Origin of the sequence: Bradyrhizobium sp. SRL28 (assembly GCF_018596315.1) — a bacterium.
Taxonomy (GTDB): domain Bacteria; phylum Pseudomonadota; class Alphaproteobacteria; order Rhizobiales; family Xanthobacteraceae; genus Bradyrhizobium.
In genome coordinates this window covers 89,043-102,641 of record NZ_JAHEAG010000018.1, presented here as the reverse complement: position 1 = coordinate 102,641, position 13,599 = coordinate 89,043, and the positions used below count along the sequence as shown (strand labels likewise).

Genomic DNA, 13,599 nt, shown 5'->3' with positions numbered 1-13,599 from the left:
GGCCGGCTCAACAGCCGGCCTTTTTCTTTGGGCATTCTGCGGCGCGGCCATTCATCCCGCATTCACAAAACAAAGTCGGCTGAACCGCCAATGTTCCGGAACATCGCGCAATTCCCTTCGTTGTCGATTGGGCAATGCAGAGACATGTGAGGAGACACTAGATGACTAATCGCTTTTTGATTTCGGTCGCCGCGGCGGCCCTGATCGCCGGAACCGGTTTTGCCAATGCGCAGGGCACCGGAATGGGCCGAGACGCAGGGCCGGCAGGTTCCACGGCGCAGCAGGGCGCGCCTTCTTCCGAGCGAGGTGCGCCATCCGCGGCCCCGATGAATCGTGATAGCGCCTCCGATTCCAAGGGCACCGACAAGGGAATGAAGGCCACCCAGTCCGACGAAAAGATGCCGCAGGGCGGCAAGAACCAGCGCGCCCAGGACGATGTGAAGCCCGGCGCGAAGGGCGAGAAATCGGCCCAGGACAACGTGAAGGGTGAGAAGTCAGCCCAGGACAACATGAAGGGTGAAAAGTCGAAGAGCACGGAGACGACGACGGACAAGGGCGCCCCCAGCAAGGACATGAAGGCCGAGCAGAAGGGCGCGGCCGACAGCAAGTCGCAGACGACCGGACAGGCGGGTGCCGGGGCGAAGCTCTCGACCGAGCAGCGCACCCAGATCACCACCGTGATCAAGGAGACCCGCGTTCAGCCGGTGACGAACGTGAACTTCTCGATTTCGGTCGGCACCCGCGTGCCGCGCGACGTGCACTTCCACGCACTGCCGCCGCGAGTTGTAACGATCTATCCGGAATGGCGCAGTTACAAATACATCCTCGTCAAGGAGCAGATCGTGATCATTGATCCGGACACCTTCGAGATCGTGGCGGTTCTGGAATCCTAACAGCGAGCTTTCGCAAGCATCAGGGCGGGCAGAAATGCCCGCCCTTTTTGCGGCCAAGACTCCACTCCAAGGCTCCACGCCAAGATTCCACTCCAAGGCTCCACTCAACCGAACCACGCCAAGCAGACTGCATCACCAAAGCCTGCGCCCGCAATCAAGCTCATGCCGCCGGAGAACAAGCCAACCGGCAACCAGCAACCTAAATAGACCGGGCGCGCCGTTCGACCTGCAATGCAAGCTGCTCCACCTCGGGCAGCACAACTTTCGCGGCGACCTCGCCGAAAGCCTGCGGCTTCAGGGTCGCTGGTAAAGGGGACAACGGCCTGCCGGTTTCCCCGACGGCTCGCCCTTTAACATTGGTTAATGAGCGATTTCCGTAGGTTCCACGGGGCTTTTTACGAACCGGATGAGGCATTTGGGGCACACTGCGGCAGGGTACGAGGCTTCCCCTTCGGCCCGTTGTTACCTATAACCCCCCGCGACCTGCCCGCCCCCCTTTTGCTGGAAATTGGATGGCCCAAGCCTCTGCCGCGACGATCTATGTGCTCAACGGCCCGAACCTCAACATGCTGGGGGTGCGGGAACCGGAGAAGTATGGCCATGCGTCGCTCGCCGATGTCGAAAAGCTTTGCGTGGAAACCGCGGCGCAATTCGGCCTGAAGGCCGATTGCCGCCAGTCCAACCGTGAAGGCGAATTGATCGACTTCATTCACGAGGCGCATGCCAAGAAGGTGGTCGGCATCGTCATCAACGCCGGCGGCTATTCGCACACCTCGATCGCGTTGCACGATGCGCTGGTCGCGGTGAAAATCCCGACGGTGGAAGTCCATATCAGCAACATCCACGCCCGCGAGAGCTTCCGTCATCACTCCTACACGGCCATGGCCGCCTTTGCATCGCTCTGCGGCTTCGGCATCGATGGCTACCGCCTCGCAATCAATGGCCTTGCCGCCAAACTCGGCGCCAAGGCCAAAACCTGACTTCAAAAACCTGACTTCAAACCTGACGTCGAACGACACCAAGCCTGACGCTTCAGCCGTCACCCACATCGAGAATTCCGGATCAAGAGCATGGCCCGCCAGCCCGACAACAAGTCAGCGGACAAATCAGCCGCAAACCTGAAGAGCGACGACAGCGCGCTCATTCGCGAACTCGCGCTATTGCTGGATGAGACCAGCCTGACCGAGATCGAAATCGAGCGTTCCGGCCTGCGGGTGCGGGTCGCGCGTAACATCACCGTGTCGGCGGCGATGCCGGCGGGATTCCAGCCGGCGCCGGTTGCTGCGGCGGCAGTCCCCGCGGCGGGTGCCGACCTGGCCAAGCATCCGGGCGTGGTCCCCTCGCCGATGGTCGGCACCGCCTATTGGGCGCCCGAGCCCGGCGCCAAACCGTTCATCGATGTCGGCAGCAAGGTATCGGCCGGGCAAACTCTCCTGATCATCGAAGCGATGAAGACGATGAACCAGATCCCATCGCCACGCGCGGGCACGGTGACTCAAATTCTCGTCGAGGACGGCCAGCCGGTCGAATTCGGCGAACCGCTCGTGATCATTGAATAAGTTCGTCAACGTCAGGCGCTGCGATGTTCGATAAGATTCTAATAGCCAATCGCGGCGAGATCGCGCTCCGCGTGCTGCGCGCGTGCAAGGAGCTCGGTATCTCTACCGTCGCGGTGCATTCCACCGCCGACGCAGACGCCATGCATGTGCGGCTCGCCGACGAGAGCGTCTGCATCGGGCCGCCGCCGTCAAAGGACTCCTATCTCAACGTCCCGGCGTTGCTCGCGGCCTGCGAGATCACGGGGGCCGACGCCGTGCATCCCGGTTACGGCTTCCTGTCGGAGAACGCCCGCTTCGCCGAAATCCTCGCCGAACATAATCTGCATTTCATCGGCCCGAAGGCCGAGCACATCCGCCTGATGGGCGACAAGATCGAGGCCAAGAAGACCGCCAAGCGGCTCGGCATTCCGGTGGTGCCCGGCTCCGACGGCGCGGTCTCGCCCGACGACGACGCCCTGGCGATCGGCAAGGCGATCGGCTTCCCCGTGCTGGTGAAAGCGGCGGCCGGCGGCGGCGGACGCGGCATGAAGGTGGCGCACTCCGCCGACGATCTGATGATGGCGCTGTCGACCGCGTCCAACGAGGCCAAGTCGGCGTTCGGCGACGCCTCGGTCTATCTCGAAAAATACCTGCAGAAGCCGCGCCACATCGAGATCCAGATTCTCGGCGACGGCCGCGGCGGCGCGATCCATCTCGGCGAGCGCGATTGCTCGCTGCAGCGCCGTCACCAGAAGGTCTGGGAGGAAGGCCCCTCGCCGGTTCTCGCCGCCTCCGCCCGCGCCAGGATCGGCGAGACCTGTGCCAAGGCGATGCGGGACATGAAATATCTCGGCGTCGGCACCATCGAATTTCTCTACGAGGATGGTGAGTTTTATTTCATCGAAATGAACACCCGCATCCAGGTGGAGCATCCCGTCACCGAGAGCATCACCGACATCGACCTCGTGCTGGAGCAGATCCGCATCGCCGCCGGCGGCGACCTGCCCGCGAAGCAGGAAGAGATCGCCATCATCGGGCATGCCATCGAATGCCGCGTCAATGCGGAAAACCCGCAGACCTTCCGCCCCTCACCTGGCAAGATCACGCAGTTCCACCCGCCCGGCGGGCTCGGTGTGCGGATCGATTCCGCCGTTTATCAGGGCTACGTCATCCCGCCTTATTATGATTCGCTGGTCGGCAAGCTGATCGTGCACGGCAAGACCCGCGCCGAATGTCTGATGCGGCTGCGCCGGGCGCTCGACGAGATGGTGGTCGACGGCATCGAAACCACCCTGCCGCTGTTCCGGGCGCTGGTCCGGGAGGCCGACATCATCAACGGCGACTACCACATCCACTGGCTCGAGCAGTACCTCGCCGGCCAGCCGGTGGACGGCAAGACCTGAGCGAGAACCTCCTGAAATATTCGACGGCGCATGGAACCAATGGGTTCCATCGCACGTTGGGGTGTGTAGGGGTGACCAGGGGCGCTTGTTCCGTTTGTCCATGACGCGAGATCACCGTGACCGCTGAGGCCCAGCGCAAGCGCGCGATGGGGCACATCCTGCTGCTTGCGGCGGGGCTCCTGGTGTTGACCGCCATCAGCGCGGGCTCGGTCCATCTGGTGAACAAGGCGCGCGAGGACGCGCGCAGGGTTGTGCACACCGTTGAGGTTGAAAACCAGATATCGCTCGTCCAACTGCAGTTGCGGCGTGCCGAAAGCGCACAGCGCGGCTACCTCGCGACATTGCGGCCGGATTTTCAGACCGATTTTGCGCAAGCCATCTCCGAGCTGACGCCGGCGCTGACGCGGTTGAGCCAGCTCATCAGCGACAATCCGGTGCAAAGGCAGCTCATCAACGAGATCATGCCGCTCTACGAACAGCGGATCGAGGAATTCCGTACGACGATCGAACTGGCCCGGTCACAGCGCATGAGCGACGCCGCCAAGATCGTGCGCGAGGGCATCGGTCGCGACACCATGAAACATATCGAGGATCTCGCGGTGCGAATGCGGGCCGAGGAAGATCGTCTGTTTGTCGAGCGCACGACCAACGCCGATCGCAGCCAGACGCTGGCGGCCTCGATCACCGGCATCGGATCGGGCTTCGTGGTCGTGCTGGCCGGCATCGCGATCTTCCTGGTCCGGCGTTCGTCTCACGCACGCGACGAGGCCGACACCAGGCTGCGCGACAGTCATCTCAACCTCGAGGCCACGATCGACGAGCGCACCGCGGACCTGCGCGAAGCCAATGACGAGATCCAGCGCTTCGCCTACATCGTCAGCCACGATCTGCGCTCGCCGCTGGTGAACATCATGGGCTTCACCAGCGAACTGGAGGAATTGCGCGGCGACATCTTCAAACGGATCGCAGCACTTTCCCGCGAGCAGTCCGCCGCACCAGCAGCCCCGGAAAACGCCACCGATACCGCCGAACCCGTGCTCGAAGGCTCCGACAAGCAGCTCTCGGAAGACTTCTCCGAGGCGCTCAGCTTCATCAAGTCGTCGATCGGCAAGATGGACCGGCTGATATCGGCGATCCTCAACCTCACCCGCGAGGGACGGCGCGAGTTCGAGCCGGTCTGGATCGATACAAGGGAGCTGATCGAGGGCATCGTGGAGACCGTGGCGCATCAGGCCGCCGAAGCCCAGGCCGAGATCCGGATCGACGCGCTGCCGAATATCGTCAGCGATCGTCTTGCGCTGGAGCAGATCTTCTCCAATCTGATCGACAATGCGCTCAAATACCTCAAGACCGGCGTCCCCGGCGAAATCACCGTGCGCGGCCGCACCAAGCTCGGTTTTGCGATTTTCGAGTTATCGGACAATGGGCGTGGTATCGATCCCAAGGACCATCAGCGCATTTTCGAGCTGTTCCGCCGCGCCGGAACTCAGGACAAGCCCGGACAGGGCATCGGCCTTGCCCATGTCCGCGCCTTGGTGCGCCGCCTGGGAGGAACCATGTCGGTCGCGTCGGAACTTCACCAGGGCAGCACGTTCACGATCACGCTGCCCATTAATTGGTCTGCCAACCGGAATACACGGACATGAATAATCCAGTCACCATCATCATGATCGAGGACGATGAGGGTCATGCCCGCCTGATCGAGCGGAATATACGCCGATCCGGTGTCAACAATGAGATAAAGCCGTTCACCAGCGGTACAGCCGCCCTGAACTATCTGTTCGGCAAGGACGGGACGGGTCTCGACCACAAGGGCAGCGCGCTCCTGATCCTGCTCGATCTCAATTTGCCCGACACGACCGGCATCGACATTCTGAAGCGGGTCAAGGAAAACAAATATCTCAAGACTACGCCGGTCGTGGTGTTGACCACGACAGACGATTCCCATGAGATCAAGCGCTGCTACGAACTCGGTTGCAACGTCTACATTACCAAGCCCGTGAACTACGAAAGCTTCGCCAACGCGATTCGCCAGCTCGGTCTGTTCTTTTCCGTCATCCAGGTACCCTCTGCCGTCACATGAAACCCGCGACGCCGACACTGCTGTATATCGATGACGACGCTGGCCTTGCCCGGCTGGTCGACCGCGGCCTGACGCGGGCAGGCTTCAAGATCGTCCTCGCGGCAAGCGGCGAGCAAGGGCTGGCGCGGCTGGCGCAAGGCGGCATCGATGTCATTGCGCTCGACCAGTACATGCCGGGCCTCGACGGCCTCGAAACGCTGGAACAGATCATGGCGATAGCGAACGCCCCGCCGGTCGTGTTCGTCACGGCCTCGCAGGATTCGGCGATCGCCGTCACCGCGTTGAAGGCCGGCGCCGCCGACTATCTGGTCAAGGACACGCAGGGCGACTTCATTCCGCTGCTTCAGGTCGCGATCGACGGCGCGCTGCGGCAGGCCGAGCTTCAACGGGCCCGCGACGAGGCGGAAGCCGAGGTTCACCGCTCGCGCGACCGCTATGCGGCGCTCGCCGCCGAGCGCGAAGTGCTGCTGCGCGAAGTCAACCACCGCGTCGGCAACTCCTTGCAGATCATCGCCTCGCTACTGCATCTGCAGGCCAATTCGACGACCCAGGACGACGTCAAGGCGGCGCTGACCAATGCGATGGGCCGCGTCGCCGCGGTCGCACAGGTCCATCGCCGGCTGTACACGTCGCACGATCTGAAGAGCGTGTTGTTGAACCAGTATCTCGAAGCCCTGCTGGAGGATCTCCGGCGTTCGGCCGAAGGCAACAGGATGTCGCGCCTGACGCTCAAGGCCGAACCGATCGAGATCGACCCGGACCGCGCGGTGGCGATCGGCATCATCGTCAACGAGCTGGTGATGAACGCCGTCAAATACGCCTATCCCGACGGCGCCGGTCCCATTCACGTCGAGCTGAAGGCCGATAGCGACGATCTCGTGGTCGCGATTGCCGACGACGGCGTCGGCCTCAACGCCAAGGCCGACCCACGCTCCACCGGCATGGGGCAACGCATCGTGAGCGCGATGGCCGCCAAGCTGGACGCCAGCGCCGAGCGCGATCCCGACCATCACGGCACCAGGATCGTGCTGCGCTTCCGCCGCGTTCCGGTGGTAGCGCCGAAATCGACCAAAGCAGCGGCGAGCTAAGCCACTAATCCCTCGGCGTCGCCGCTTCGATCGCGCGTGCAGCCGCGACGAGAACGTCCGCCACCTCGATCGCGCGACGCGGGCTCAATCTGTTCCTGATGGCGGAGAGTGTGATCGCGGCGGCGGGTTGGCCGTCCGGCGTTCGTATCCAGGCCGAAAGCGACTTTGTGCCCTGCACGAGGCCGACGTCGCGCAGATTGTAGCCGCGGCGGCGCGCGAGCTGGACCTGTCCGAGCACCGTCGGCGTGTCGGTCCGGTAGGCACCAAATCGCGTTTCGTTGGCGAGCACGATCTTGCGCGCCTCCGGAGCAGGCATGGCGGCCAGGATCGCGACCCCAGCGCTGCTGACGCCCAGCGGACGCCGCACGCCCACCTCGATCGATAACACCTGGATCGGATAGCTGCCGATGCGGCGCGCCACGCACAGCGTATCGAGCCCGGTGCGCAGCGTCAGGAACAGGGTATCGCCGAGCTGCGCCGACACCGCCGCGAGATGCGGCTCGGCCGCAACCATCAGCGGTGAACGCGAGGGACGCGCCAGCGCCAGTTCCGGCACCTGGCGGCCGACGACGTAATTTCCGGTCCGCTCGCTGCGCTCGACAATCCCCTCCTCGATCAGCACATGCACGATGCGATGTACCGTAGGGCGAGCGAGCGAGGTCGCTTGCACGATATCGACCAGAGGCACGCCTTTTTCTCCGCCAATCGCGAGCGTCCGCAGCACGGCCACCGCGCGGCGGATCACCTGCCCGCCCTGCCGCGGCCCTCGCCTGCGCGCCTTTAACCGACTGTTGGTCATACGCACTGTCCTATGTCCACAATGTGGACATAAACACCACAATTTGGTCGACAGCGAAAGGGCCGCGCGCAACATCGCGGCGCGGAACAATACATGCGCATGCCGCTGGGACGGGGCTCGCGCAAAACAAGAATGGTAGCGGCAGATGCGCCGCTTTTCGGGAGAATGCGATGAAATTTTTCGCGATCGCAGGCGTCGCTGTATCAGCACTATTTGCGGCTTTGTTGAGTACACCGGCTGACGCCCAGCAATGGCCGGCGCGGCAGGTACGCCTGATCGTGCCCTATCCGGCGGGCGGCAACGTCGACAGCGCGGCGCGCGTCATCGCTGACAGGCTCCAGGCCAAGCTGGGCCAGCCCTTCATCGTCGAAAACAAGGCCGGTGCCGGCGGCCTGATCGCCGGCGAGGCGTTCGCGAAAATGGCGCCCGACGGCTACGCCCTGTTCGTCGGCGCCAACGGCCCGGTGCTGTTCGCTCCCGAAATCGCCAAGCGCGACGCCTATAATTGGAAACGGGATTTCGCACCCATCAGCTCGATCACGATGACCCCGCTGGTGCTCGAAGTGCATCCGTCGGTGCCGGCCAAGGATCTGAAGGAGTTCATCGAGCTTGCCCGCCGCGATCCCGGCAAGCTGACGATGGCCTCCCCCGGCCAGGGCACCACCAACCATCTGCTCAGTGAGCTGATGCAATCGACGCTCGGCCTGGAATGGCTGACGGTGCACTACCGCGGCAACGCGCCTGCTCTCAACGATCTGATCGGCGGACAGGTGCAATTTGCGCTGGACCAGATCTCGGTCGGTTTGCCGTCCATCAAGAGCGGCATGCTGCGCGCGCTCGCCGTCACCGGCACCCACCGCGCCTCGTGGCTTCCCGACGTCCCGACCTTCACCGAACTCGGCCACAAGGAATTTGACGGCCAGACCTTCACCGGCCTGTTCGCGCCCGCGCGCACGCCGGCCGAGGTCGTGACCAAGCTGCACGAGACCCTCGCGGAGATCCTGAAGGATCCCGCCATCGTCGAGAAGTTCAACGCGCTCGGCGCCGAGGCCGTATCGATGACGCCGGCAGAGTTCACGAGCTACCTCGAACGCGAGGACGCCAAGTGGATTCCCGTGGTCCGCAAGGCGAACATCAAGGCTGACTGAGGCGCATCCCGATGCGGATCGACCCTGCATATCTCGACGCCGAAACGGCCTACCGGCTGATCACCGGCGTCGTGGTGCCCCGCCCGATCGCCTGGGTGACCAGCCTGTCGGGCAGCGGGGTACTTAACCTCGCCCCGTTCAGCGCTTTTACCTTCGTTTCGCCGAAGCCGCCGATGCTGGCCATCAGCGTCGGCCGCAAGGGCGGAATCTACAAGGATACCGCGCAGAACATCCTCAACAACGAGGAGTATGTCGTTCACATCGCGGATTCCAGCCTGATGACGGCGGTGCACGAGAGTTCCACCGAGCATCCGCCTGATGTCAGCGAGGTCGAGGAATTGCGACTCTCAACGCTGCCGGGCGAACGCGTCAAGGTGCCCCGTCTCGCCGCAGCTCCGATTGCGATGGAATGCCGCTTCCGGCAGTGCCTCGAATTCGGCGAGACCCGCAGCCGGCTGATCGTCGGCGAAGTGCTGGTCTTCCATATCAGGGATGGGCTGGTGCACAACGGCAAGATCGAAACCGAGGCGCTCGATCCGATCGCCCGCATCGCCGGTCCGCGTTACGCCAAGTTGGGCGAGATCGTCACCCTGAAACCCGTATTCCAGACCTCGAAAACTGAATCCTGAAGCGTCGCAAGGCGCTAACGCCCGCGTGAACGCGGCGCTGATCCGGAGATCCACCGCATGCATCTCTTAAGTTTTCTCGCAAACGGTGAGCCGCGCTTCGGCGCGGCCGTTGCCGGCGGCGTGGTCGACCTCACCCAGCGGCTCGGACCGAAATGTCCTGACCTTCGGACCCTGATCGCCAAGGACGGCCTGGAAGTTGCGCGCCAGATGGTCGCCAGCCTCAAACCGAGCCATGCCCTCGACGATCTGGTGCTGCTGCCGCCGATTCCGAACCCGGAAAAACTCTGGTGCATCGGCGTCAACTACAAAGACCGCAACGCCGAGTACAAGGATAATTCGGACCTGCCGAAATATCCGAGCCTGTTTGTCCGCAACCCCTCCTCCGTCGTTGGCTCCGGTCAGCCGATCGAAAAGCCGAAGATCTCCGAACAGCTCGACTATGAGGGCGAGCTCGTGATCGTGATCGGCAAGGAAGGCCGGCACATTCCCCGCGAGCGCGCGTGGGAGCACATCTTCGGCATGACGCTGTGCAACGAAGGCAGTGTTCGCGACTGGCTGCACCACGGCAAGTTCAACGTCACCCAGGGCAAGAATTTCGATCGCTCGGGCAGCATCGGGCCGTGGATCGCCACCTCGGACGAATGCGATCCGCGCGGACCTCATGACATTATTACCCGCGTCAATGGCGAGGTGCGCCAGAACGATTCCACCGAGCGGCTGATGTTCCCGTTCGATTTCCTGATCGCCTACCTCTCCACGTTCGCCACCCTGAAACCCGGCGACATGATCGCGACGGGGACCCCGACCGGGGCCGGCGCCCGGTTCACACCGCCGCGCTGGCTCAAGCCCGGCGACGTCGTCGAGGTGGAATCCGCTAGTATTGGCATCCTTCGCAACACCGTGGCGGAGGAGAAATAGCCGATGCTCGATCAACAAACCGTCGAACGGCTGGCGCAGCGCCTGGATGACGCCGAACGCAGCAAGTCGCTGATATCGGCATTCACGCTCGAATATCCCGATCTCACGATCGAGGACGCCTACGCGATTCAGCGCGCCTGGACGAAGTTGCAGCTTTCCCGCGGCCGCATCGTCAAGGGGCACAAGATCGGCCTGACATCGAAAGCGATGCAGAACGCCGTCGGGATTTCGGAGCCGGACTACGGCGTGCTGTTCGCCGACATGTTCTATCCGGACGCGTCGGCGATCCCGTTCGACCGCTTCCGCGCTCCCCGTATCGAGGTCGAACTGGCCTTCGTGCTGAAGACGCCGTTGGAAGGTCCGGAGTGCACGCTGTTCGACGTGCTCAATGCCACCGATTACGTCACGCCGGCGCTCGAAATCCTGGAGACGCGGATGCATCGCGTCGACCCCGAGACGAAGGCGCCGCGCAAGGTGATGGACACGATTTCCGACAATGCCGCGAATGCGGCGCTGGTTGTCGGCGGGCGGCCGATCCGTCCGCTCGATTTCGACCTGCGCTGGATTGGCGCGCTGTTGTTTCGCAACGGCCAGATCGAGGAGACCGGCATCGCCGCCGGCGTTCTCAATCATCCCGCCAACGGCGTGGCCTGGCTGGCCAACCGGCTGGCCGCCCAGGGCGAGTTTCTCAACGTTGGCGAAGTGGTGCTGGCGGGATCGTTTACGCGCCCGGTCGACATCATCAGGGGCGACACGTTTCACGCCGATTACGGCCAGTTCGGATCGGTGTCCTGCCAATTCGTCTGAACAAGAAAGCGTCCCAGGGAGAGAAGTGATGACAAGGCGCAAGAGCATTCATATCGGCGAGTTCAAGCACGCCAATCCCATTCCGAACGCCTGCCGCATCGGCAATCTCCTGATGTCCGGCGTCATTCTCGGCCGCGACCCAGCAACCGGCAAGATGCCGGAAAAGATCGAGGATCAGTGCGCCAACATGTTCGGCCACATGAAGGCGATCGTGGAGGCCGGCGGCGGGGCGACCTCCGACATCATCAAGATGACGGTGTGGCTGCAGGATCGCACCCAGCGCGCGCCTGTCAATACCGAGTGGCTAAAGATGTTTCCCGATGAGCATTCCCGCCCCGCCCGTCACGCGCTGCAGATGGACATGGACAACGGCGCGCTCGTGCAATGCGACTTTACGGCCGTGATCGGCTGACCGCGATCGAACAAGGAACCTGACATGCCGACCTATCTTCCCTTCGATCCGAACCCGCGCCGCCCCTCAAAACTGCCGCCGCCGAAGAGCATCGACAGCCAGTTTCATGTGCTGGGTCCGCTGGACAAATATCCGGTGCGGCCGGGCGCCGCCTACCAGATGCCGAGCGCGACCTGGGAGGCTGCGTTGCGCGTGCACAAGGCGCTCGGCATCGAGCGCGGCATCATCGTGCAGACCACGACCTATGGCGCCGATCATTCCGTGGTGCTCGACGCCCTCGCCGCGATGGGACCGAACTATCGCGGCTGCGCCAACGCGCTGGTGTTTGCCGAAGCCGACGACGCCTATCTCGCCAAACTGCACGATGCCGGTGTGCGCGGCGCCCGCTTCAGTTTCCGGCAGGAACTCGGCGCCGTACTCTCGGACAAGGATTTTGCCCGCGCGATCGCCAGAATTCGCGAACTCGGCTGGTACGCAAAAATCCAGCCGGAGAAGGACGGCATCGTCTCCAGCGTCTCCAAGTACGAAAACCTCGACGTGCCCGTGCTGATCGACCACATGGCCCGCCCTGATCCTGCGCGCGGCAAGGAAGATCCGAACTTGCAGAAGATGCTGGAGCTTCTGTCGAAGGGCAATTTCTGGGTGATGCTGTCGCTCGGCGAGAAGACGTCGAAAAAGGGCCCGCCGTGGGACGACGTCATTCCGATCGCGCGCGCCTATATCGAAGCCGCCCCCGACCGCTGCGTGTGGGCGAGCGACTGGCCGCACCCGGTTTCGGTGGTGCAGCCGCCCAACGACGCCGACCTGCTCGAGCTGCTCTATCGCTACGCGCCCGATGAGGCCGAGCTGCGGAAGATCCTGGTGACCAACCCCGCAAAGCTGTTCGGCTACGAGGACTAGAATTGCGACGGTTGTCGGACGCCTAGCGCAGCGCGACCGTCACGAATGCGACGATGACGGGCAACGTCACCGCGGCCAAAACCGTCCCGAGCGCCACGGCGCCCGAGACGGCCTCGGTGAGCCGTCCGTACTGGGCCGAGAAGATGTAGGCATTGGCGCCGGTCGGCATGGCTGCAAAGAGGACAATCACGGCCGCGGAAATGGGCGGCAGGGCGAGGACGTAGAACGCGAGGATCGCGGCAATGGCCGGCATCGCCAGCAGCTTGAGCGCACACATCACGGCCATCGCGAGCGCCTGGCCCTTGATCCTGAATCCAAAGAGATTGATGCCGAGCGCGATCAGCGCCGTGGGCGAGCCCGCCTGCGCCAGCAGCTCCAGCGTCTTGTCCGCGACGGGATGCAGTCCCAATCCGGTGAGGCGCCAGAGGAAGCCGAAGCCGAGCGCGAGCATGATCGGATTGCGCGCGATCTCGCGAACGGCCCGCAGCACAAGGAGCGGCGCGCTCTCGGAAGACTTTCGCTCAGCCCATGCCATCTGCAGCGTGCCGCAAAGCCAAAGCAGCGGCGTGTTGACCGACAGGATCAATGCCATCGAGCCGGCCGCCTGACTTCCCAGAGCCGACAGCGTCAGGGGAAGGCCGAGCATCACGATGTTGCCGTAGATCGAGCCGATCGCGAGCACCACGCCATCGGGCCGGGATTGCCGAAGAACCGATGACGCCAGAAGCGCGACGATCCATGTCGCTGCCGTTGCCCCATAATAGGCGCCCCACACCGCGAAGGCGTTGACGGCGGGAAATTCTGCGACGACCACGATCCGGAACAGCAGCGCGGGAATGGCGATGCTGAAGGCGAACTCGGAAATACCCTTGTGCGCCGTCGGGGAAATGAAGCGTAGCGCAACTGCCGCATAGCCGGCCGCGATCAACGCGAACACCGGAACCACGATCAACACTGCGCTCATGCTGCACTCTTCTGCGG

General features: G+C 63.4%; 15 protein-coding genes. 13 read left to right on the top strand and 2 right to left on the bottom strand.

Translation table 11 applies throughout. The features are described 5' to 3' along the window. Window positions 1-161: 161 nt before the first annotated feature. The 7 genes from KIP88_RS28325 to KIP88_RS28295 all read left to right on the top strand — a co-directional run bounded on the left by KIP88_RS28325 (window position 162) and on the right by KIP88_RS28295 (window position 7,005). Entirely contained in the window at window positions 162-893 is a 732-nt protein-coding gene (locus KIP88_RS28325) for a DUF1236 domain-containing protein (RefSeq protein WP_214491388.1), read from the top strand. Window positions 894-1,405: 512 nt separating this feature from the next. Beyond that, the gene (aroQ, locus tag KIP88_RS28320) at window positions 1,406-1,873 is read left to right on the top strand and encodes a type II 3-dehydroquinate dehydratase (RefSeq protein ID WP_214491387.1); all 468 of its coding nucleotides are present in this window, start codon (window positions 1,406-1,408) and stop codon (window positions 1,871-1,873) included. Between the two features lie 90 nt (window positions 1,874-1,963). Then, complete coding sequence (gene accB, locus KIP88_RS28315; RefSeq protein WP_214491386.1) at window positions 1,964-2,452, top strand: acetyl-CoA carboxylase biotin carboxyl carrier protein; 489 nt, start codon at window positions 1,964-1,966, stop codon at window positions 2,450-2,452. Between the two features lie 23 nt (window positions 2,453-2,475). Then, window positions 2,476-3,834, top strand: coding sequence for an acetyl-CoA carboxylase biotin carboxylase subunit (gene accC / locus KIP88_RS28310; protein ID WP_214491385.1), 1,359 nt, complete (start codon window positions 2,476-2,478; stop codon window positions 3,832-3,834). Window positions 3,835-3,950: 116 nt separating this feature from the next. Beyond that, window positions 3,951-5,480 carry a CHASE3 domain-containing protein gene (locus KIP88_RS28305; protein WP_214491384.1) on the top strand — a complete coding sequence of 510 codons (1,530 nt, stop codon included), beginning with the start codon at window positions 3,951-3,953 and terminating at the stop codon, window positions 5,478-5,480. Further along, the gene (locus KIP88_RS28300) at window positions 5,477-5,917 is read left to right on the top strand and encodes a response regulator (RefSeq protein ID WP_214491383.1); all 441 of its coding nucleotides are present in this window, start codon (window positions 5,477-5,479) and stop codon (window positions 5,915-5,917) included. The genes KIP88_RS28305 and KIP88_RS28300 overlap by 4 nt, the downstream gene beginning before the upstream one ends. Then, complete coding sequence (locus KIP88_RS28295; protein WP_214491382.1) at window positions 5,914-7,005, top strand: sensor histidine kinase; 1,092 nt, start codon at window positions 5,914-5,916, stop codon at window positions 7,003-7,005. Before KIP88_RS28300 ends, KIP88_RS28295 begins: the two co-directional genes overlap by 4 nt. 4 nt (window positions 7,006-7,009) lie before the next feature. Here the strand turns inward: KIP88_RS28295 and KIP88_RS28290 are convergent, their stop codons facing one another. Further along, window positions 7,010-7,804: an IclR family transcriptional regulator gene (locus KIP88_RS28290; protein ID WP_214491381.1), complete on the bottom strand. Its 795-nt coding sequence runs from the start codon at window positions 7,802-7,804 to the stop codon at window positions 7,010-7,012. A gap of 170 nt (window positions 7,805-7,974) precedes the next feature. On the opposite strand from KIP88_RS28290, the gene KIP88_RS28285 reads away from it, so the two are divergent. The 6 genes from KIP88_RS28285 to KIP88_RS28260 are packed head-to-tail and all read left to right on the top strand — an operon-like array spanning window position 7,975 to window position 12,618. Then, complete coding sequence (locus KIP88_RS28285) at window positions 7,975-8,952, top strand: tripartite tricarboxylate transporter substrate binding protein (RefSeq protein WP_214491380.1); 978 nt, start codon at window positions 7,975-7,977, stop codon at window positions 8,950-8,952. An 11-nt stretch (window positions 8,953-8,963) separates the two neighbouring features. After that, on the top strand, window positions 8,964-9,581 hold the full coding sequence (locus KIP88_RS28280) for a flavin reductase family protein (protein WP_214491379.1): 618 nt from the start codon (window positions 8,964-8,966) through the stop codon (window positions 9,579-9,581). Window positions 9,582-9,638: 57 nt separating this feature from the next. Further along, on the top strand, window positions 9,639-10,499 hold the full coding sequence (locus tag KIP88_RS28275; protein WP_214491378.1) for a fumarylacetoacetate hydrolase family protein: 861 nt from the start codon (window positions 9,639-9,641) through the stop codon (window positions 10,497-10,499). A gap of 3 nt (window positions 10,500-10,502) precedes the next feature. After that, window positions 10,503-11,306 carry a 2-oxo-hept-4-ene-1,7-dioate hydratase gene (gene hpaH / locus KIP88_RS28270; protein ID WP_214491377.1) on the top strand — a complete coding sequence of 268 codons (804 nt, stop codon included), beginning with the start codon at window positions 10,503-10,505 and terminating at the stop codon, window positions 11,304-11,306. A 28-nt stretch (window positions 11,307-11,334) separates the two neighbouring features. Beyond that, window positions 11,335-11,718: a RidA family protein gene (locus KIP88_RS28265; protein ID WP_214491376.1), complete on the top strand. Its 384-nt coding sequence runs from the start codon at window positions 11,335-11,337 to the stop codon at window positions 11,716-11,718. A 24-nt stretch (window positions 11,719-11,742) separates the two neighbouring features. Continuing rightward, the gene (locus KIP88_RS28260; protein WP_214491375.1) at window positions 11,743-12,618 is read left to right on the top strand and encodes an amidohydrolase; all 876 of its coding nucleotides are present in this window, start codon (window positions 11,743-11,745) and stop codon (window positions 12,616-12,618) included. Window positions 12,619-12,640: 22 nt separating this feature from the next. Here KIP88_RS28260 and KIP88_RS28255 read toward each other — a convergent pair whose 3' ends face one another. Further along, complete coding sequence (locus KIP88_RS28255) at window positions 12,641-13,582, bottom strand: AEC family transporter (protein WP_214491374.1); 942 nt, start codon at window positions 13,580-13,582, stop codon at window positions 12,641-12,643. Window positions 13,583-13,599 lie beyond the last annotated feature (17 nt).

Bases quoted from the DNA above. Each gene is read 5' to 3' on its own strand.
- KIP88_RS28325 (WP_214491388.1), top strand. From the start codon at position 162: ATGACTAATCGCTTTTTGATTTCGGTCGCCGCGGCGGCCCTGATCGCC.
- aroQ (WP_214491387.1), top strand. From the start codon at position 1,406: ATGGCCCAAGCCTCTGCCGCGACGATCTATGTGCTCAACGGCCCGAAC.
- accB (WP_214491386.1), top strand. From the start codon at position 1,964: ATGGCCCGCCAGCCCGACAACAAGTCAGCGGACAAATCAGCCGCAAAC.
- accC (WP_214491385.1), top strand. From the start codon at position 2,476: ATGTTCGATAAGATTCTAATAGCCAATCGCGGCGAGATCGCGCTCCGC.
- KIP88_RS28300 (WP_214491383.1), top strand. From the start codon at position 5,477: ATGAATAATCCAGTCACCATCATCATGATCGAGGACGATGAGGGTCAT.
- KIP88_RS28295 (WP_214491382.1), top strand. From the start codon at position 5,914: ATGAAACCCGCGACGCCGACACTGCTGTATATCGATGACGACGCTGGC.
- KIP88_RS28290 (WP_214491381.1), bottom strand. From the start codon at position 7,804: ATGACCAACAGTCGGTTAAAGGCGCGCAGGCGAGGGCCGCGGCAGGGC.
- KIP88_RS28285 (WP_214491380.1), top strand. From the start codon at position 7,975: ATGAAATTTTTCGCGATCGCAGGCGTCGCTGTATCAGCACTATTTGCG.
- KIP88_RS28280 (WP_214491379.1), top strand. From the start codon at position 8,964: ATGCGGATCGACCCTGCATATCTCGACGCCGAAACGGCCTACCGGCTG.
- KIP88_RS28275 (WP_214491378.1), top strand. From the start codon at position 9,639: ATGCATCTCTTAAGTTTTCTCGCAAACGGTGAGCCGCGCTTCGGCGCG.
- hpaH (WP_214491377.1), top strand. From the start codon at position 10,503: ATGCTCGATCAACAAACCGTCGAACGGCTGGCGCAGCGCCTGGATGAC.
- KIP88_RS28265 (WP_214491376.1), top strand. From the start codon at position 11,335: ATGACAAGGCGCAAGAGCATTCATATCGGCGAGTTCAAGCACGCCAAT.
- KIP88_RS28260 (WP_214491375.1), top strand. From the start codon at position 11,743: ATGCCGACCTATCTTCCCTTCGATCCGAACCCGCGCCGCCCCTCAAAA.
- KIP88_RS28255 (WP_214491374.1), bottom strand. From the start codon at position 13,582: ATGAGCGCAGTGTTGATCGTGGTTCCGGTGTTCGCGTTGATCGCGGCC.